Here is a 20453-nt window from a genome sequence, read left to right as displayed (position 1 = left end):
CCGGGTCTGCGAACGCGCTCGCATGTCTCTCGACCGAATCGCCCATAGTCTTGACCGCATGGCTGAACGCTCCTGGTCCCTGGCCGGCGCGCTCCGCGGCATGTTCGCGAAGCGCACGATCGACGACGAGACCTGGGACGACCTCGAGGCTGCCCTCATCACAGCCGACTTCGGTCCCTCGCTCACCGAGGAGATCGTCGAGGAACTGCACCAGAAGGTCGAGCGCTACCGCACGACAGACCCCGCGGACCTGCAGCGGATGCTCCGCGAGACCATCGAGGAGCGTCTGGCGCGCTTCGATCCCACCTTGAAGCTCACCGAGCGTCCGGCCGTCGTGATCGTCGTTGGTGTGAACGGGGTCGGCAAGACCACGACGATCGGCAAGTTCGCGAAGTTCGTGCGCAACTTCGATCGCACCGTCGTCGTCGGCGCCGCGGACACGTTCCGTGCCGCAGCCGTCGAACAACTGGCGACCTGGGCGCAGCGGGCGGGCGCGCAGATCGTGCGGCCGCAGCAGGAGCGGCAGGATCCAGCGTCGGTCGCGTTCCAGACCATCGAGTACGCCAAGAGCACCGGAACCGAGATCGTGATCATCGACACGGCCGGCCGGCTGCACACCAAGGGCGGCCTGATGGACGAGCTGACGAAGATCAAGCGCGTGGTGGAGAAGCAGGCGCCGATCTCGGAGGTGCTGCTCGTGCTCGACGCGACGACCGGACAGAACGGGCTGGCCCAGGCGCAGGCCTTCATCGAGCACGCCGGTGTGACCGGACTCGTGCTGACGAAACTCGACGGGTCGGCCAAGGGCGGCTTCGTGCTCTCCGTGCAGGAGCGCACCGGCCTTCCGATCAAGCTCGTCGGGCAGGGTGAGGGCATCGGCGATCTCACCGGATTCACGCCGCACGTCTTCGCCCAGCAGCTGGTCGGCTGACCGGCTCGTTCGACGGGACGAACATCAGCGAAAGGCATACCGAGCATGGCCATCGAGCACGACTTCTTCGGCATCGTGGAGGAGGACTCCACAGGCGGCCTGTATTGGAGCGAGACCGTCGAGGTCGCCGAACAGCCGGTGCAGGTCGAGCTCGCCGCACCGGTCGCCGACGACGTCGCGGTGAGCGGTCTGGATGCCGCGGCCGCGGTCATCCTCTCGCTGGAGGGGCTGGATACCAGGGCCCGCGACGCCCTCATCGCCGAGCTGAGCCAGCGCGGCTCGGTGACGACGCAGTACATCGACCAGCGCATGGACGACATGGGCGAATCGCTCCTCGACCTGCTCGTGCACAACTCGGGCGATATCGCCATGGACGTGCTGCGCTCGCTGCAACTGCTCACGGTGTCGCTGCATCCGCAGGCCACCGACGACGATGAGGTGTTCGCGATCTTCACGTACTCGATCGACCCCGACGAGACGGATGCCGTGCTTCAGGTGAGCTTCGACGATCGCGGTGACGTGGTCGGCGTTGAGGGAATCGCGGGCTGAGCCCGCCTACCGCCGCCGGAGCATGCTCACCGCGGGCGGAGTGTGCCTACCGCTGGTTGAGCCCGTCTGCCGCTGGTTGAGCGTGCTACCGCTGGTTGAGCGTGCCTACCGCTGGTTGAGCTCGTCGAAACCAGGTCGTCACTCAGGCTGGTTTCGACAGGCTCAACCGGCGCCGGCGACGAGTGGTGCCCAGCAGCCTCCACTACCATTGAGGCACCATGGCTACCTTCGGCACGCTCTCCGACCGGCTCACCGAGACCTTCAAGAACCTCCGCACCAAGGGCAAGCTCTCGGCATCGGATGTCGACGGCACCGTCCGTGAGATCCGTCGCGCACTGCTCGAAGCGGACGTCTCGCTCGACGTCGTCAAGCAGTTCACCGCGACCGTGCGCGATCGCGCGCTCGGCGACGAGGTCAACCAGGCACTGAACCCCGCCCAGCAGGTGGTGCAGATCGTCAATGAGGAGCTGGTCGGCATCCTCGGCGGAGCGCAGCGCAGGCTCGAGTTCGCGAAGAACCCGCCGACGGTCATCATGCTGGCCGGCCTGCAGGGTGCGGGCAAGACGACCCTCGCCGGAAAGCTCGCGAAGTGGCTGAAGAAAGACGGCCACACGCCCATGCTCGTCGCGGCCGACCTGCAGCGCCCGAACGCGGTCACGCAGCTGCAGGTGGTGGGGGAGCAGGCCGGTGTGCCGGTGTTCGCGCCGGAGCCGGGCAACGGTGTCGGCGACCCGGTGCGCGTGGCGAAGGATGCCGTGAAGCACGCCGAGCGGCAGCAGCACGACGTCGTCGTGATCGACACGGCCGGCCGCCTCGGCATCGATGCGCAGTTGATGAAGCAGGCGTCGGACATCCGCAAGGCGACGGACCCCGACGAGGTCCTGTTCGTCATCGACGCGATGATCGGACAAGACGCGGTCAACACGGCCAAGGCGTTCCAAGAGGGCGTCGACTTCACCGGCGTCGTGCTCACCAAGCTCGACGGCGATGCCCGAGGCGGCGCGGCGCTCTCGATCGCCTCCGTCACGGGCCGGCCCATCATCTTCGCGTCGACAGGCGAGGGTCTCGACGATTTCGAACCGTTCTACCCCGACCGCATGGCCAGTCGCATCCTCGACCTCGGCGACGTGCTCACGCTCATCGAGCAGGCGCAGCAGGCGTTCGACGAGGAGGAGGCGCGCAAGGTCGCGGAGAAGTTCGCGACCGACAGCTTCACGCTCGACGATTTCCTGAAACAGATGCAGCAGCTGCGCAACATGGGCTCGATCAAGAAGATGATCGGCATGCTGCCCGGAGCGGGGGCCATGCGTCAGCAGCTCGACCAGTTCGACGAGAAAGAGGTCGTTCGCACCGAGGCGATCATCCAGTCGATGACACCGGCGGAACGGCACAACCCGAAGCTGCTGAACGGAGCTCGCCGCCTGCGCATCGCGAAGGGCGCCGGGATGACGGTGACAGATGTCAACCAGCTCGTTCAGCGATTCGAGCAGGCTTCGAAGATGATGAAGACCGTCGCCAAGGGCGGTGTGCCCAACGTGCCGGGCATGGGACCGATCCCCGGTGCCGGCTACGGCGGACGCAAGCAGCAGCAGAAGAAGGGCAAGTCCTCGCGATCGGGGAATCCGGCGAAGCGTGCTGCCGAGAACGCGGCGCTCGCAGCCGGAGTGAAGCCAGCAGGTGGCCCGTCGACCGGTGGGTCGGGCTTCGGCCTGGGGTCGGCGCCGGCAGCCGGTCAGACCGGCGGCCAGCAGCCTCCGACGGGTGAGGAGCTCGCCGCAGTACAGCGGCTCTTCGGCCGCGGCTGATCGGGGCACTTTTCGCGAGACTAGCCGTATGCGCTGAGACTGGCCGTAGTGCACCTGGTGTCGGCGCATTCGGCTAGTCTCGGTCGCCGAGCTTCACCCCAGCCCGTTCCGCAGCTCCTTCGTGAGCGAGGAGACGACCGCCGGCAGGCTTCCGCCGTTTGCGCCGGCGACGGCGAGCTGTCGCTGATAGCTGACGCCACGCTGGAGGATGCGCTCGACGTCGGCCAGTTCCTGAGCGCATCCGAGTCGTTCGGCCGTGGGCGCCAGTTCCGTCACGAGCGAGCGGATGCCGTCAGCCACCTTGCGCTGCGCCCCGCCGGCATCCACGATGATGTCGGCGTCGATGCCGTACCTCGCCGCGCGCCATTTGTTCTCGCGCACGAACCACGGTTGCAGCACCAGCGGCGGTTCTCCGCGGTCGAGCTGTGCGGACATCCGATCGACGAGGCAATGGATGAGCGCGGCCAGCGCCCCCAGCTCAGTGGCGGTGGACACGCCATCGCAAGCACGCATCTCCACCGTGCCCCAGCGCGGTGATGGCCGGATGTCCCAGCGCACCTCGGTGTAGTCCCTGATCACGCCCGTGGTGATCAGGTCGTCGACGTAGCCCTCGTACTCGTTCCAGTCGGTCAGCTGCCAGGGCAGGCCCGCGGTGGGGAGCTGTTGGAACATCAGCGCCCGGTTCGAGGCATAGCCGGTCGCCACGCCGGCCCAGAACGGGCTGGACGCGCTGAGCGCCTGCAAATGGGGGTAGAACGCGAGCAGCCCGTTCACGATCGGAAGCACCCTGTCGCGCTTCTCGATGCCCACGTGCACGTGCACGCCCCAGATGAGCATCTGGCGCCCCCACCACTGGGTTCGCTCCAGCAGGCGGTCGTAGCGCTCGGACTGCGTCGACAGCTGGTCGAACCACAGCGCGAAGGGATGCGTTCCTGCGCACATGAGCTCGACATCCATGTCGTCCGTCACCGCGCGTACCCGGTCGATGAGGCGCTGCAGATCGGCGACGGCATCGGGAACACTGTGGTGCACGCCGCTGACCAGTTCGATCGTGTTCAGCAAGAGCTCGTGCGTGATCTGCGGATGCTCGCTGCCGTCGCCGGGGCCCAGAGCCGGAAGCACCGCGTCGGCCACCTGCACCAGGTCGCCGGTGTCGCGGTCGACGAGCGCGATCTCCCACTCGATGCCCACGGTGGAGCGCTCGGATTCGGCGAAATCGATCCGCATGCGCTGCCCCTTCCCTGGCGACCGCACCGCTCAAGCCGAGACATCCTCGATGCCTGGAGTACTGCGACTGACGGGCGCAAGGGGCTTCCCGACCCGGGACTTGGGGCTAGCCTATCGTTCGCCGAGTTCACCAACGTGGGAGGCTCGGTACAGGCGCTGCGGCTGGTCCCGTCGGTGTCGCACGGTCGCGACAGGGGGAGGAGCCGACCTGGTGCGAACGGAACGGGAGAGCGATATATGCGACTGATGGTGCAAGGAACCCGCGATCGGCTGGAGAACGAACTCGATATCCCCGTTTCGAAATATCACGCACATCGTGCCCTCGTGCTGGCGTCGCTGGCAGAGGGCACAAGTGTCGTGAAGGGCTTGTCGGCGACGCGTCAGATCGAGTGGACGGTGAGTGTTCTGCGGGCGCTCGGCACGCGTATCGACATCGACGGCGACTCGTACATCGTGCACGGCGGCAGGTACCGCGCGTCCGACGTCGTGGAGCGGGGATCGAGCGGCCCGGAGGGCGTGCTCAACGTGGGCTCCAGTGGTACGACGCTGTACTTCATGGTCGGCCTCGCATCGCTGGCGGACCGCCCGATGACGCTCACCGGCATGAAGTACTTCCAGCGCCGTCCCATCAAGGCACTGCTCGACTCGCTTCGGCAGATGGGCGTGCAGCTTCAGGGTACGGATGACTGCCCGCCGATCACCGTGCAGCCGCACCCGCCGCTCGGGGGAGACGTCTCGATCGCTGGAACGCTGTCACAGTGGCTGAGCGGGCTACTGCTGCTCGCACCGTTCGCGCAGAACGACACGACGATCCACGTCACGGGCGGCCACCTCAACGAGCAGCCCTACGTCGACCTGACCGTCCGCATGATGCGTATGTTCGGGCTGCGCGTGGAGGTCTCCGACGACTGGCTCACCTACCGCGTTCCCGCCGGGCAGGCAGCGCGGCCCACCGAGTACCGCATCCCGCCGGACATCGGCTCAGCGGCGTTCGGCATCGCGGCGGCCGCCCTGCACCCGGGCGACGTGCTGCTGCGCGGACTTTCGGCGACACGCGCCGCCGAGACGGATCATCCGGAAGCCGAGTTCCTCGACCTCGCCGCCGAGATGGGGGTGCCGATGACCGTCGATCAGAAGACCGGCTTCGTGCGGATCGCCCACGAGGGTCTGGCGCTCAAGCCGATCGACGTCGACTGCGGGCCGATCCCCGACCTGTTGCCGGTGTTGTCGACGCTTGCCACATTCGCCGACGGCACGTCGCGCCTGCACAACGTGAAGCACATCAGGCTCAAGGAGTCCGACCGAGTGGCGGCGATGCTGCAGCTGAACCGCATGGGCGGCCGCCTCGAGCAGAGTCCCGACGAATTGCGGATCACGGGCGTCGACTCGTTGACGGGTGCCTCGATGTCGTCGTTCAACGACCATCGCGTGCTGATGGCGTTGGCCGTGGCGGCCACCCGGGCCGAGGGGGAGTCCACGCTCACGTACCCGCACGCGTATCGAATTTCGTATCCGATGTTCCTCGACGAGATGAACGGCATAGGACTGCACATGGATGTCGGCACCCGCCCCGTCGAAGACGAACAGGAGGAGCACGCGGCGACGGCCAACGACGTGGCGGCCTCGCTCGGATCGCTCGCCGAGCCGCTACTGCTCACCGAGGCCGTCGCCGAGGCCAGGGCGACCGAGCCGGACGCTCCGGCCGTGTTCGAGGCGAACGGCCGTCTGACCTCGCTCACGTGGCGCGAGCTCGGTGAGGAGGCCGACAAGGTCTCCGCGCTGCTGCTGGAGATGGGTGTTCGCCGCGGTGAGCCAGTTGCCGTACAGCTGCCGAACTGGAGCGAGTTCGTCGCGATCGCGCTGGGCATCATGCAGGTCGGTGCCATCGTGACGCCGATCATGCCGGTGTTCGGTCCGCGCGAGACGTCGATGACGCTCAGTCGTTCGCGGGCCCGCGTGGTGTTCCTGCCGAACTACTTCCGTGGCAGGCAGCCCGTCGTGGAACTGCTGGCCACGATCGGCGAGGCGGAGACGCGGGGCAGGCGCCTGTCGGTCGAGCACGTGGTTGTGCTGCGCAGCGAGAACAGGCGCGGGGCCGACGCCTCGGTGGAGATGACGCCGATGCCGAACGACGCGCTCGACGACGCCAGAACCACGGACTGGAACTGGCGGTACTACGACGCCGCCCTGGCGGCCGTGACCGTCGACAAGGACGTGCTCGCCCGCGTGGCGCCCCGGATCGACGACTACTGCCAGCTGCTGTTCACCTCCGGCACCACAGGTGAGCCCAAGGGTGTGCAGCACACATACCGCAGCCTGGGATTGGCGACCGCCATGGAGGTGCGCCACCTCGGTCTCACACACGACGACCGCATCTACGTACCGTCGCCGCTGGCCCACCAGACCGGGTTCCTGTACGGAATGCTGCTCGCGTGGCGGCTGAAGGTCGCCGTCGTCATCCAGCCCATCTGGGACGGCCGCGTCGCGCTGGAGCGAGCGTTCGGAGAGGGTCGTGCCACGTTCGTGCAGGCGGCCACGCCGTTCCTGTCCGACCTGCTCACGCTCGTCGAGGCGGGCGAGCCCAAGCCGAGCAGCCTGCGAATCTTCGTGGCGACCGGCGCGGCGGTCCCGCGAGCACTCTCGCAACGCGCCACCGAGGTACTCGGCACCCGAGTGCTGGGCGCGTTCGGCACCACCGAGACGTGCCTCGGAACACTGGCCGGCACCGATGACAAGGCGGAAGATGCCTGGGGCAGCGACGGCCGCGCCCTGTTCGGCGTCGACGTGCGCATCGTCGACGACCAGGGCCGGCCCGTGGAGGCAGGCGTCGAGGGCAATTACGAGCTGCGCTCGCCGACCGTGTTCGACGGATACCTCGACCGCTTCGACCTGACCTCGGACGTCTTCACCGACGACGGGTGGTACCGCACAGGCGATCTCGCCTACCTCGACACGGCCGGTTTCCTGCACATCACCGGCCGCGTCAAGGATGTGATCAATCGCGGCGGCGAGAAGATCCCGGTCGTCGAGATCGAGAACCTGCTGTACCAGCATCCGAAGGTCACCGACGTCGCCATCGTGGCGATGCCCGATCCGCGGCTGGGGGAGCGGGCTTGCGCGTTCGTCGTGCCGGCTGCCGGCGGTTCGCCCCTGACTCTTGCCGAGGTGCAGGATTATCTCGGTCGGGCGGGCACGTCGAAGTACTACTGGCCCGAACGTATCGAGCACATCGCCGCGCTGCCCCGCAACGTGGTGGGGAAGATCCAGAAGAACCTGCTGCGCGAACAGGCGGCGGCCCTCGTCGCCGAAGACGCGCCGCACCGGAAGGAGAATGCATGAGCCAGGTCGCCGGCACGGAGTACGCCGAACAGGAGACCGTCACGAGCCAGGTCGCGGAGGGTGGCTTCGCCGACCTCAAGCGCGAGATCACGGAGTGGGTCACCGGCCCAGGTGAAGCCTTCGCGGAGCGGATCGAGGCCGCTGGCGCCCTCCCGCCGGAGCTGTTCGGCGAATTGCGTGATCATGGCTATCTCTCGCTCGCGGCTCCGCAGCGGCTCGGGGGGCGAGGCATCCCGTTCCCCCAATATCTGGAGTTGATGGAGATCTTCTCCCGCTCGCACGCCTCCATCCGCATGCTCGTGCACGTGATCAACGGCACCTGGCGCGCAATGGACCCCTACATGACCGAGGAGCAGCGCGCGGAGTTCGTCGTGCCGTCGGTGGCCGGGTGTAAGCTCGTAGCCTTCACGTTGACCGAGGCGACGGGCGGGACCGGTGCCGACATCCACACCACGGTGCGCCGCGAGGGCGACACCTACCTCTTGAACGGTGAGAAGCACCTCATCACCTTCGGCGTGAAGTGCGACTGGTGGTTGCTGGCGGCGCGACTGGAAGGCTCCAGCGGCAAGCACGGCGTCGTGGCGCTCATGGTGCCGAACACCGGTCTGCCCGGCGCGGAGGTGATCGACGACTCCGAGACGATGGGGGTGCACGGCACCGATCACGCCATCCTGCGCTTCCACGACACCCCGGTGCCGGTGTCGAACCGGGTCGGCGAGGAAGATCAAGGGCTCGAGGTCATGCTCGGCGGGTTCCTGCTGCCGAGCCGCGTCTCCGTCGCAATGAGTTGCATCGGCTTGGCGGAGCGGGCGCAGGAGCTGGCCGTGCAGTACGCGCAGCGCCGCGAGACGTTCGGCAAGAAGCTTAGCCAACGGCAGGCGGTGCAGTTCCTGCTCGCTGAGAACTTCGCGGACATCCGTGCGGCAAGGGCCCTCGTGCTCGAGGCCGCGCGCGCGTACGAGAACGACGACCCTGAGGCGGGAGTGCTCTCCAGCGCCTGCAAGATGGTCGCCGTCGACATGCTGACCCGGGTGACCGATAAGGCGTTGCAGATTCATGGCGGCCAGGGCTACTGGAAGCGCAACCCGATCGAACGCGTGTATCGGGATGCTCGTGCGCAGCGCTTCGAGGAGGGCACCAACGAGATCCAGAAGCTCGTCGTCGGCCGCGCCGTGCTGACCGGGCAGGTGTGACGGCCTGATCCGACCGCTCGCGCTCGCCGCAGCACTCGCCGTCACGACACCGTCCCAGAACGAACAGAACAGAACAGACCAGAACAGGAGCACCTTCGCCCATGACGTCCGCCCCGACCGACACCGACGCATCCCCCCGCGTCACCCTCATCACCGGAAGCTCGCGCGGCATCGGCCGGGTGCTGGCACTGAAGCTCGCCGCGCGAGGCGAGCACGTGGTGGTGAACTACAAGACGAACGCCGAGCTCGCCGAGGGCGTCGTGCGAGAGGCCCGCGCGGCCGGCGGTGGCGGAATCGCCGTGCAGGCGAACATCGAGGAGCCCGACGATATCGATGCGCTGTTCGAGAAGGTGCGCGCGGAGTATGGCCGCCTCGACGGGTTCGTCGCCAACGCCGCGGCCAGCGCGTTCAAGCCCGTCGCGGAGCTCAAGTTGCACCACCTGGACCGCACCTGGGCCATGAACGTGCGCTCGTTCGTGCTCGGCGGGCAGCGCGCGTCGCAGCTCATGACCGACGGCGGACGAATCGTCGCGCTGACCAGCTACGGATCGTTGCGCGCGTTCCCCACGTACGCGTCCCTGGGCGCGGCGAAGGCCGCGGTCGAGTCGTATGTGAAGTTCATGGCTGCGGAGTTCGGTCCGCGCGACATCACGGTCAACGCGGTGAACGGCGGTCTCATCGACACCGACTCGCTCGAATACTTCTACCAGCGCGTGCCAGGCATGGCGCCGATGTCGAGTGTGATCGAGAAGGTGCCGCTCGGCCGGCCGGGAACGGCGGATGACATGGCCTCGGCGGTCGAGTTCCTGCTTGGCGCGCATGCGGGTTACATCACAGGGCAGGTCATCACGGTCGACGGCGGCCTCACCGTGGTCGCGCCGCCGTTCTGGGCCGACACCAGCGGCGATCTGCGCGCCGCGGTGTACGGATCGGAGGATGCCGCCGGTCAGGGCGTGCCGTCGCGGTCGGCGGACCGGTAGAACTCGGCGACCGACGGATGCCCGCCCCGGCCGATCTGCTCGTAAGCACGTTCACCCCGTGGTCGTTGGGCTCCCTGCGGCTGCCGCACCGCGTCGTCGTGGGCAGCATGCACACCGGATTGGAAGCGCGGGACGACGGAGGCGCTTCTCTCGCGGCGTTCTACCGCGAGCGGATCGCGGGCGGGGCGTCTCTGATCGTCACCGGCGGGCTGGCGATTTCGCCTGAGGGGCGCGGCGGTCCCGACTACGTCGTGCTCTCCGATCCGGCGGTGCAGCAGCGCCTCGCATTCGCGGTGAACGCTGTACACGAGGCCGGCGGCGCCGTCAGTGCACAGCTGTTCCATGCCGGCCGCTACGCCGTGCTGAGCGGGCTGGCCGACGACGCGGGCGCCGCTGTGCAGTCGGTGGCGCCGTCGCCCGTGCCGTGGGCTGCGGCGAGGGGCGCGGTGCCGCGCGAGCTCACCGGCCCACAGATCGAGGGGATCATTGGGCAGTTCGCGACCGCCGCGACGACCGCGAGACGGATCGGGTTCGACGCCGTGGAGGTCATGGCTTCCGAGGGCTATCTGATCAACCAGTTCTGCTCGTCCATCACCAACCTCCGCGACGACGAGTGGGGTGGCGACCAGGAACGCCGCGAACGGTTCGCGATCGAGGTGGTCCGTGCCGTGCGCGACGCCGTGCGGGAGCTCCCGGTGATGGTTCGGATCTCCGGCGACGACCTCATGCCGGGCGCTCCCTCGCCCGACCAGTACGCGCGACTGGCCGTGCGGCTGGCAGCGAACGGTGCGGATGGGATCAGTGTCGGCATCGGCTGGCACGAGTCCCGTGTGCCGACGGTGCAGGCATCCGTTCCGCACGGTGCGTGGCTGGCTGCGGCCGAACGCGTCTCGGCGGCGCTCGCTGCGGCCGACCGTCAGCCGCGGCCGACCGCGGTGATCGCCAGCAACCGTTTCACCGATCTGCGCGACGTGGAGCAGGTGCTGCGGCGCGGCACCGTCGACGCGGTGGCGCTCGCCCGGCCGTTCCTCGCCGACCCGCTGCTGATCGAGCGATCCAGGGCGGGCGACTTCGCCGCGGTGAACACCTGCATCGGATGCGACCAGGCGTGCATCGACCGCTCGCTCGTCTTCGAGCCGGTGTCGTGCCTGGTGAACCCGCGAGCCGGTCGGGAGAGCGAATTCCCGATCGCCGCGAGCCGTATGAGGGCCCGCGTCGCCGTGGTCGGCGGGGGCCCGGCGGGCATGGCGGCAGCACTCGACCTCGCCCGGCGCGGCCACGCGGTTGTGCTGTTCGAAGCCGCGGATTCGCTCGGCGGCCAGTTCGCGCTGGCCGCGCGCATTCCAGGCAAGGAGGATTACGCTGCCACGCCACGGTCGGTGGCAGTCGAACTCGGTCGGCTGGGAGCCGTCGTCGCCACGTCGACGATCGCCACCGCCGATCGGCTCGCGGCCTTCGACGGGGTCGTCATCGCCTCCGGTGTGCGTCCGCGGCGGATAGATCTGCCCGGCGTCGACCTTCCGCACGTCATGGATTACGAGCAGGCGATCCGCTACGGCGTACCTGTGGGCCCCGTGGCGGTGATCGGCGGCGGCGGAATCGGAGTCGACGTCGCCACGATGCTCGTGGAGCCGGCGGATGCCCGTGAGCGCGCCGCGGAATTCGGCCCGCGGTTCGGTCTGCCGTGGCCGGTCGACCTTCTCGAGGAGCGTCGAGGGCAGTGGGCGAATCGCAACCCCTCCCTGCCCGTGCGCCCGGGAGGCGAAGTGACCGTGCTGCGCCGGTCGGGCAAGTTCGGGCAGGGCATCGGGATCACCGCGAGATGGGTGGTGCTGGGCGCTTTGCGCGATGCCGGCGTGCGAATGCTGAGCGGGCTCTCCTATCGTCGCATCACACCGGACGGCGTGGAGATCGAGAACGACGACGGGACGGCGGAGCTCGTTCCGGCGGCGACCGTCGTGGTATGCGCAGGTCAGGAATCCCACGACCCGCTGCGAGGAGAGTTGGAGTCGCGAGGCATCCGTCACGAGGTGGTCGGCGGTGCGAGGGATGCCTCGCGCGTCGACGCCGTGCGGGCGACGACCGAGGGACTGGCGGCAGCGCGCCGCATCGCGCCCTGAGACCACATGCCCGCGAGAATGCGATTATCGGTCGGGGCGCGGAATCTGCAAGAATGGTCAGTCGAGTTCTCACGGAACGACCCTCTATCTTTCGTGGGAAGACTCACTCATCAGACCTCCTGCCGCGTGTGCCCCACGCCCTCGGCAGTCAGTTCGCCTGAAACACGAAAAACTCTGGAGAAAAGTGGCTGTCAAGATCCGCCTCAAGCGGCTCGGAAAGATCCGTGCCCCGTACTACCGCATCGTCGTCGCCGACTCGCGCACCAAGCGCGATGGTCGAGTGATCGAGGAGATCGGCAAGTACCACCCGACCGAGGAGCCCTCGTTCATCGAGGTCGACTCCGACCGCGCCCAGTACTGGCTCGGCGTCGGCGCGCAGCCGACCGAGCAGGTGCTGGCCATCCTGAAGCTCACGGGCGACTGGGGCAAGTTCAAGGGCGACAAGAACGCCACGAGCACGGTCAAGGTGCGCGAGCCGAAGGTCGCGTTCGTCGCCGACGAGAAGAAGAAGCCGGTTCTCAAGCCGAAGAGCGAGAAGCCGGCGCCGAAGGCTGCGCCGGCCACTGAGGCTGACGCGCCCGCCGACGAGACGACCGAGGCGTAAGACCTTGCTCGCTCCTGCTCTGCAGCACCTGGTCGAGGGAATCGTCGACCACCCCGACGACGTGCATGTCGTGGCGAAGGAGTCATCGCGCGGCGAGGTCCTCGAGGTTCGTGTGAACCCCGAGGACCTCGGCCGGGTGATCGGTCGCTCCGGCCGCACGGCGAAGGCGCTCCGCACTGTTGTGAACGCGCTGGCCGACGGCCGTCGCGTGCGTGTCGACCTCATCGACTGACGAACGGTGAGCGGCAAGCAAACCGAGCCGAAACAGCCGAGGCAGCAGCTTCGCGTCGGCAGACTGACCAAGGCCCACGGTCTCAAAGGGGCCATCAAGCTCGAGCTCTACACGGATGATCCCGAGCGGCGTTTCGTGCCGGGTGCCGAGTTCTCGTTGCAGGTGCCCACCGGATCCAAGTGGCACGGCAAGACCATCCGTCTGACCGAGTTGCGTTGGTACAACTCGCATCCGGTCGGGTTCTTCGAGGGCGTCACCGACCGCTCGGAGGCCGAAACGCTCATCAAGGCGATCCTGTGGGTCGATCAGGACGACACGGTCGAAGAGGATGCCTGGTACGACCACCAACTCGTCGGCCTGCGCGTGCTGCGCGACGGCGTAGAGGTCGGCACGATCGCCAGGGTCGACCACCTGCCCGCTCAAGATCTGCTCGCGGTCACGACGCGAGGCGGCGAGGTTCTCGTGCCGTTCGTCTCCGCGATCGTGCCCGGGGTGGACGTCAAGGCCGGCACCGTCACGGTGACGCCGCCGCCCGGGTTGTTCGAGGACCTGCCTGACGACGAAGAAGGTGTGCCGGGTGCGGGGGCGCCCGACAGGGAGTCGGACGCGGAGTCCGACGGACGACCGGCTTCCGGCGCGGAAGGTTCCTCGGAGTAGCACCGGGCGCACCCGGAAGCTCCGTCGTTCTCGCGGACGCACAATCCGGGATTCGCCGGCGGCCCGAGACCACTCCGGCTTCGCGGCTTCGGCAGGGGAGACTGAGGGCATGCGACGGCGACGGATGCTTCGCGTCGCGATCGCCTGCGGCGCGGTGTTCGCACTCACAGCATGCACAGGCGGCGCGACGCACGCACCGGCGACCTTTCGGCCGACGGTGCAGGCGACCGGACCGGTGGCGACACCACCCGCAACACCATCCGCAACACCGGGCACCTCGCCGCTCTGGGCCGGCTACCACGCCGACCAGGCGCGGACCGCGGAGGTTGCCGGTTCCGTGCCGGACCCGGCACGGAGGGTGTGGACGGCCGAGCTGGGAGCAGCGGTCTACGGGCAACCCGTAGTGCTCGGCGACACGGTCATCGTCGGCACCGAGTCCGATGACGTGGTCGCGCTGAACCGAAGCACAGGCCGCCGGCTCTGGTCGCATCGCCTCGGCACACCGCTCACGAACGTCGGCGGGCGGGCGGGATGCGGCAACATCGACCCGCTCGGAATCACCTCCACACTCGCGATCGACGCCGAACTCGGCGAGGTGTTCGCCGTCGGCGAGGTCGCCAACGGCGGCTCGGTGCATCACCGGCTGGTGGGCCTGGCCATCGATACCGGACGTGAGCTGCTCACCGAGAACGTGGATCCGCCGCTGCCCGCCGGGGAGCAGAGCATCCATCTGCTGCAGCGCGCCGGGCTCGCGATCGGCAGCGGCCGCGTCTACATCGGGTATGGCGGCAACATCGGAGACTGCGGCAGCTACCACGGCTGGCTCGTGGGGGCGTCGGAGACCAAGCCCGGCGACCTCGTGAGCTTCGAAGTCGCCCGCGACGGCGAGGGAGGGGCGATCTGGCTCTCCGGTGGCGCACCCGCGATCGGCGGGGACGGCAGCGTCTACGTCACCACCGGCAACGCCAACCCCTTTCCACCGGGGCGGGACCGGTTCGAATACACCGAGAGCGTCGTGAAGCTCTCGCCGGGTCTGAAGGTGCTCGCCTCGTTCAAAGACCCGACGGCGAGCGGCGACGAAGACCTCGCCACCGGCAATCCGGTTCTGCTGCCCGGCGGCGAAGTGTTCGCGGTCGGCAAGACGGATGCCGGATACCTGCTGCGGGCATCCGACCTCGGCCGCGTCGCGACGATCCGTGGCGTCTGCAGCAGCGACCCCGACGGCGGCCCCGCCTACGACCCCACGACGAAGATGTTGTTCGTGCCATGTCGCGGCGGCGGCATCCAGGTCATCGACCTCGCCAAGCGGATGCTCGGCTCGCGGCTGCCCGGCGCGAACGGTGCGCCCATCGTGGTCGGGGACACGGTCTGGGCTGCTCAGTACCCGGCCGGAGGCCTGCACGGGTACACGGCGAGTTCGGGCACTCGCCGGCAGACGCTCGCTACGGGGCCACTGCCCACGTTCGCGACACCGTCGTTCGCCGGCGGGATGCTCTTCCTCGGCACCCGCACCGGCGTCATCGCCTTCGGCGGATGAGGAGGCCGTGTCGCATGCTCACGCCCGCGACACCGTCACCACCGTCGTCTTGAACTCCGGCATCCCCGATACCGGGTCGACCTTGTCGCTGGTCAGCAGGTTCGCGCTGTCCGCACCGGGAAAGTGGAACGGCAGGAACACCGTGTCGGCTCGGATGCCCGCATCCAGCTCGACGGGAGCCGTCACCCGCCCCCTGGCGTTCTCGATGACAGCGAGATCGCCGGGGCCCAGGCCCCGCGCGGCCGCAACGGCGGGATGCAGCACGGCCACGAGGCGCGGGCGCGCCGTCATCAGCTCGGGCACACGTCTGGTCTGCGCACCGGACTGGTAGTGCTCGAGCAGCCGTCCGGTCACCAGCCACAGCTCGTCGACTCCGCGCGGTACTTCGACTCCCGGTCTGTGCTGCACCGCCACGAAGCGGGCGCGTCCGTCCTCGTGCCAGAACCGGTCAAGGAACGGGCGCGGTGTCGACGCGCCCTCCGCCGGGAACGGCCAGTGCACGGACCGGCCGTTTTCGAGCATCCGGTAGCCGATGCCCGAATAGTCGGCCTTGCCGCCCGCGGATGCCCGTGCCAGCTCAGCGAAGACGGTCTCCGGGTCCGTGTCGAACGGCACCTGCGGCGCAAGGCGCCCGGCGAGTTCGGCGAGGATCCACAGCTCGCTCCTGGCCTGTCCAGGAGGGTCGACGGCTCGCCGACGACGCAGCACCCGGCCCTCCAGGTTCGTCATCGTGCCTTCCTCCTCGGCCCACTGCGTGACAGGCAGCACGATGTGCGCTCGCTCGGCCGTCTCGCTGAGCACGAAATCGCACACGACGAGCGTGTCGAGCCGGTCGAACGCCTCGCGCACGACCCCGGCGTTCGGTGCCGACACCACAGGATTGGCGCCGTGCACCAGGAGACAGCGCACGCCATCCGGTGCGCCGGCGGTCTCCAGCAGCTGCACGGCCGGCACACCCGGCCCAGGGAGCTCGTCGGCGTCGACGCCCCAGACCGACGCGACGTGGGCGCGGGCATCCGGATCGGTGATCGACCGGTAGCCGGGCAGCTGGTCCGCCTTCTGACCGTGTTCACGCCCGCCCTGACCGTTGCCCTGGCCGGTCATCGTGCCGTAGCCGCTTCCGGCACGGCCCGGCAGCCCCAGGAGCAGGGCGAGGTTGATCGCTGCTGTCGCCGTGTCCGTGCCGTCGGCGTGCTGCTCGACTCCGCGGCCGGTGAGGATATAGGCGTCGCCCTCCGCTAGCCGCCGGACAAGCGCGCGCAGCCGCTCGGCGGGCACGCCCGTGACCGCCTGGGTGCGCTCAGGCCACCACCCGGCGACGCTGCGGCGCACGGCAGCGTATCCGGTCGTCCGGGACTCCACGAACGCGGCATCGACCAGCCGCTCCGCGATCGCGATGTGCGCAAGCCCGAGCAGTAGCGCCAGGTCGGTTCCCGGAGCGGGAGCCAGATGCACCCCGCCCCCCTCCGCGGTGAGCTTCGCCGTCGAGGAACGACGCGGATCCACCACGATGAGCCCGCCCGCCGCGCGCACACCCTGCAGGTGGCGCAGGAACGGCGGCATCGTGTCGGCCATGTTCGACCCGAGCACGAGCACGGTGCGCGCGGAGTCCAGGTCGGTCACCGGGAACGGCAGCCCGCGGTCGAGGCCGAACGCGCGATTCGCCGCCGCGGCAGCGGACGACATGCAGAACCGCCCGTTGTAGTCGATGCGCGAGCTGCCCAACGCGGCCCTGGCGAACTTGCCGAGCTGGTACGCCTTCTCGTTCATCAGCCCGCCGCCACCGTAGACACCTACAGCGTCGCGCCCGAAGGATGCCTGCGCCCGCGCGATCCGCTCGGCGACGGCATCCAGCGCGGTCTCCCACGAGACCGGGACGAGTCGTCCGTGGGCGTCGCGCATCAGCGGCTCGGTCAGCCGGCCCGGCGCGTCGAGGACGACGGCAGACGTCCAACCCTTCTTGCAGAGGCCGCCGCCGTTCGTGGGAAAGTCACGGCCCGCGACCTCGAGAAGCGGGCCTCCCGGCTCGCGCACTTTCGGGGCGCTCAACGTCATCGCGCACTGCAGCGCACAGTACGGGCAGTGCGTCGGGGTGCCGCGGTCGGGAGGCGCCGCTGCCTGGGCTGGAGCTGTGCCGACTCGATCCGCGCCACTCACACCGATACCTTCGCTTCCGTGCGGTCGCCGGTGAGGCCGTCACTGGCCAGTGCGTCGAGAATCGACTGAATGCGTCCGCGGCACCCGCCGCACCCCGTGCCCGCACGCGTCGCGGCACCGATCTCCGCAACGGTGCACACGCCCTCGCGATCTTCTCCGGCGGCGACCGCGGCGTCGGTGATGCGTGCGGCGCTGACACCGTTGCACCAGCACACTGTCGCGTCGGGACCGATCTCCGCGGACTCCGCAATGCCGTGGTCCACACCGTCGTAGCGCAAGATCAGCGACCGGTCGGCAGGCAGCTCGGCGCCGCGCTCGAACAGCAGCGTGAGCTCGGCGGCCGTTCGAGGCATGCCTACGGCGGCGAACGCCGTGAGCACGCCCTGATCGGTCACCGTTTTGACGTAGGCACCGTGCTCGGGATCGGCCCATACCGCTACGCTGCGGCCGCGTTCCGGTTCGCAGTCCCACGGCTCAGGCGAGACGTCGCCCACCGCGACGCACTCGACGTTCTCGCCCTTGAGCATGACGATCGCCGGCCGTTGCGTCGGTGGCTGTCGATCGAACGGATGCCCGCGGGCCTCCGCCGTCAGCCGCGCGCCCAGCCAGTCGGCCTGCTGCCAGCCGGGCCCGACGAGGCCGCTCGGGCCGCCCGCAACGGTGCCGCCGAGATCGCAGGCGGGGCGATCCGCAACGTGTGCGCAGTCGCCGACGGCGTGCACGTTCGGGTCGCTCCACGACGTCAGCGTGCGATCGACGAGGATGCCGCGCTCCACTCGCAGACCGGCCAGTGCGGCGAGTTCGGTGCGTGCACCTACGCCGCATGAGAGCACCAGCAGGCCGCCGTGCACGTGCTTGCCGTCGGCGGTGATGAGCGCGTCGAAATGCGCCTCGGCATCGCTCGCGTCGGTGCCCGTGATGCCCGTTCCGGCCGGCTCGTGCCGAACCGCGATCGCCTCCGCGCGGGAGTGCGGCAGCGCGGTCACGCCCGCCGCTCGTAGCGACTGCACCAGAGTGAGGCCTGCCCCTCGGTCGAGGTGGCGCGGCATCGGAATCTCACCGTGATGTACGACCAGCGTCTCACAGCCCGCTCGCGCTGCGAGCAGGGCGAACTCCAGACCGAGAACGCCTGCCCCGAGCACGACGATGCGCTCGCGCCGGCCGATGGCATCCGCCACGCGCGCCGCATCCGCCAGATCCCGCAGCGCCGTGACTCCGCGTGGCAGGCGGTCATCGACGCCGATGGGTCGTGGGACCGAGCGCCCGAGCGCATCCCGCGCTCCCGCGCGCGGAACGCCGTTCAGACTGGGTATGTTCGCCCGGGCGCCGGTCGCGAACACGACCCGGTCGTACTCGACCCTGGAAGACGCGCCTGATCCGTCGTCGACCGTCGCCGTACGCGTGGCGGTGTCCACACGGGTCACGCGAGCGCCGAGTCGCATGTCAACGCCGGCAGAGGAGAGCCCGTCGGCATCCTGCAGCACCATGTCGTCGAGCGAGACCGACCCTACGGCGTGCTCGGCCACCAGCACCCGGTTGTATGCGGCGAGCGGCTCGGCGCCGACGATCGTCAGCGCGATGTCCCCGGAACGCACGGCGGGGAGCAACTCTTCGGCCAGCCGCGCGCCCACCGGCCCCGCACCGACGATGAGCACCCGCATCAGATGCGATGCCCAGCCAGGCGTCCACGGGGCCTGGCGTAGACGGTGAGCGTCAGAATCAGCAGCAGGGCGTAGCCGCCCACGAAGCCGAGGAACGCGGATGCGTATCCGCCCGTCGCGACCACGGACGCGCTCAGCATCTGCGGGATCACGAACCCGCCGTAAGCGCCGATGGCGGAGACGATGCCCAGCGCCGCCGCGGACCGGCGCTGGGCACCCTGCGCACGAGGATCGTCGGGCGAGGTAGCACCGCTCGTTGCGAGGAACACGGTGGGGATCATGCGGTACGTCGCCCCGTTGCCGACGCCGCTGGCGGCGAAGAGCACGAGGAAGCAGCCGAGGAACAGCCAGAACGACCCGAGCGGCAGCGTCAGCACCACCGACAGCGCCACGACGCCCATCACCGCGAATGACCCGGCGGCCACTCTCGCGCCGCCGAAGCGATCCGCGAGCCTGCCGCCGTACGGCCGGCCGAGGGAGCCGACGAGCGCGCCGAGGAATGCCAGCGACACGGCGATCGGGCCGATCGGAATCGTGGCGAAGGCGGGGAACTGATCGACGATCAGCTTGGGGAACACCCCGGAGAAGCCGATGAACGAGCCGAATGTGCCGACGTAGAGCAGCGCGAGCAGCCAAAGATGCGGTTGTTTCAGGGCGGCAAGCGATGCACCGAAGTCGTTGCGGGCGCTCGACAGGTTGTCCATCCCCTTCCACGCGCCGATCATGGCGACTGCGATCAGCGGAACCCAGATCCAGCCGGCCACTCCCAGTCCGGTGTCGGAGGCCAGCCCTGCGCCGGCGGCCAGGGCGACGGCGATCGGAACGAGAAGCTGTGCCACGGCCGCCCCGAGGTTGCCGCCTGCGGCGTTCAGCCCGAGCGCCCAGCCCTTCTGCGCATGAGGGAAGTAGAACGTGATGTTCGACATGGAGCTGGCGAAGTTGCCGCCACCGAAGCCGGCGAGCCCGGCGACCGTGAGGAGCGCCCAGAACGGCGTCGCCGGCGAACTGACGGCGAGCGCCAGACCCACGGCAGGGACGAGAAGAAGGCCTGCCGAGACGATGGTCCAGTTGCGCCCGCCGACGAGCGGAACCATGAACGAGTATGGGATGCGCAGCGTCGCCCCGACCAGGCTGGGCAGTGAGATCAGCCAGAAACTCTCGGTCGTCGTCAGGTGGAAACCAGCGCCCGGGAGGAGCACCACCACGATGGACCAGAGTTGCCAGACCACGAAACCGAGGAACTCCGCGAACACCGACCAGCCGAGATTCCGGCGGGCGATCGCCCTGCCCCCGCTTCGCCATTGGCTCGCGTTCTCCGGATTCCAGCCGTCGATCCAACGACCCGGCCGCCGAGTCAGGGTGGAGCGAGTCGTGGCGGCCAGGTTGCCCGCCGGGATGTCTGCGTCGAGCGTTTCCGTCATGGGGACCTCCTGAGACGGTCGGGGAACGCGATACGACTGA

At 69.0% G+C, this 20453-nt stretch carries 15 protein-coding genes; 11 read left to right on the top strand and 4 right to left on the bottom strand.

The window, feature by feature from the left end; all coding sequences use genetic code 11:
- Positions 1–58: 58 nt before the first annotated feature.
- From ftsY to ffh, 3 genes are all read left to right on the top strand, one after another.
- The gene (gene ftsY / locus ACYVDK_RS09535) at positions 59–931 is read left to right on the top strand and encodes a signal recognition particle-docking protein FtsY (RefSeq protein ID WP_460521056.1); all 873 of its coding nucleotides are present in this window, start codon (positions 59–61) and stop codon (positions 929–931) included.
- A 45-nt stretch (positions 932–976) separates the two neighbouring features.
- Positions 977–1480, top strand: a complete 504-nt coding sequence (locus ACYVDK_RS09530; protein WP_460521054.1) for a DUF2004 domain-containing protein — start codon at positions 977–979, stop codon at positions 1478–1480.
- A gap of 218 nt (positions 1481–1698) precedes the next feature.
- On the top strand, positions 1699–3285 hold the full coding sequence (gene ffh / locus ACYVDK_RS09525) for a signal recognition particle protein (protein ID WP_460521052.1): 1587 nt from the start codon (positions 1699–1701) through the stop codon (positions 3283–3285).
- A 93-nt stretch (positions 3286–3378) separates the two neighbouring features.
- Here ffh and ACYVDK_RS09520 read toward each other — a convergent pair whose 3' ends face one another.
- Complete coding sequence (locus ACYVDK_RS09520; RefSeq protein ID WP_460521050.1) at positions 3379–4512, bottom strand: glutamate--cysteine ligase 2; 1134 nt, start codon at positions 4510–4512, stop codon at positions 3379–3381.
- A gap of 246 nt (positions 4513–4758) precedes the next feature.
- Between ACYVDK_RS09520 and aroA the strand changes: the two genes are divergently transcribed.
- The 8 genes from aroA to ACYVDK_RS09480 all read left to right on the top strand — a co-directional run bounded on the left by aroA (position 4759) and on the right by ACYVDK_RS09480 (position 15174).
- Positions 4759–7851, top strand: coding sequence for a 3-phosphoshikimate 1-carboxyvinyltransferase (gene aroA / locus ACYVDK_RS09515; protein WP_460521048.1), 3093 nt, complete (start codon positions 4759–4761; stop codon positions 7849–7851).
- Entirely contained in the window at positions 7848–9044 is a 1197-nt protein-coding gene (locus tag ACYVDK_RS09510; RefSeq protein ID WP_460521046.1) for an acyl-CoA dehydrogenase family protein, read from the top strand. The genes aroA and ACYVDK_RS09510 overlap by 4 nt, the downstream gene beginning before the upstream one ends.
- A 101-nt stretch (positions 9045–9145) precedes the next feature.
- A complete protein-coding gene (locus ACYVDK_RS09505) occupies positions 9146–10024 on the top strand; it encodes an SDR family oxidoreductase (RefSeq protein ID WP_460521044.1) in 879 nt (292 codons plus the stop codon).
- A 17-nt stretch (positions 10025–10041) separates the two neighbouring features.
- On the top strand, positions 10042–12144 hold the full coding sequence (locus tag ACYVDK_RS09500) for an FAD-dependent oxidoreductase (RefSeq protein ID WP_460521042.1): 2103 nt from the start codon (positions 10042–10044) through the stop codon (positions 12142–12144).
- 184 nt (positions 12145–12328) lie between these two features.
- Positions 12329–12748 carry a 30S ribosomal protein S16 gene (rpsP, locus tag ACYVDK_RS09495; RefSeq protein ID WP_460521040.1) on the top strand — a complete coding sequence of 140 codons (420 nt, stop codon included), beginning with the start codon at positions 12329–12331 and terminating at the stop codon, positions 12746–12748.
- A gap of 4 nt (positions 12749–12752) precedes the next feature.
- Positions 12753–12980 (top strand): RNA-binding protein, encoded by a 228-nt coding sequence (locus ACYVDK_RS09490; protein WP_460521038.1) that lies wholly within the window; start codon positions 12753–12755, stop codon positions 12978–12980.
- Positions 12981–12986: 6 nt separating this feature from the next.
- Positions 12987–13637: a ribosome maturation factor RimM gene (rimM, locus tag ACYVDK_RS09485; RefSeq protein ID WP_460521036.1), complete on the top strand. Its 651-nt coding sequence runs from the start codon at positions 12987–12989 to the stop codon at positions 13635–13637.
- 109 nt (positions 13638–13746) lie between these two features.
- Complete coding sequence (locus tag ACYVDK_RS09480) at positions 13747–15174, top strand: outer membrane protein assembly factor BamB family protein (protein ID WP_460521034.1); 1428 nt, start codon at positions 13747–13749, stop codon at positions 15172–15174.
- Between the two features lie 18 nt (positions 15175–15192).
- On the opposite strand, the gene ACYVDK_RS09475 is transcribed toward ACYVDK_RS09480, so the two are convergent.
- From ACYVDK_RS09475 to ACYVDK_RS09465, 3 genes are read right to left on the bottom strand one after another with little or no spacing between them, the layout of a single operon-like run.
- Entirely contained in the window at positions 15193–17331 is a 2139-nt protein-coding gene (locus ACYVDK_RS09475) for a molybdopterin oxidoreductase family protein (RefSeq protein ID WP_460521032.1), read from the bottom strand.
- Positions 17328–18992 (bottom strand): NAD(P)/FAD-dependent oxidoreductase, encoded by a 1665-nt coding sequence (locus tag ACYVDK_RS09470; protein WP_460521030.1) that lies wholly within the window; start codon positions 18990–18992, stop codon positions 17328–17330. Before ACYVDK_RS09470 ends, ACYVDK_RS09475 begins: the two co-directional genes overlap by 4 nt.
- Positions 18992–20413 (bottom strand): MFS transporter, encoded by a 1422-nt coding sequence (locus tag ACYVDK_RS09465; RefSeq protein ID WP_460521028.1) that lies wholly within the window; start codon positions 20411–20413, stop codon positions 18992–18994. The genes ACYVDK_RS09470 and ACYVDK_RS09465 overlap by 1 nt, the downstream gene beginning before the upstream one ends.
- Between the last annotated feature and the right edge of the window lie 40 nt (positions 20414–20453).

The sequence above is a fragment of the Humibacter antri genome, assembly GCF_054777235.1.
Note: the sequence above shows the minus strand (reverse complement) of the source record. Positions and strands in the feature narration are given on the sequence as shown.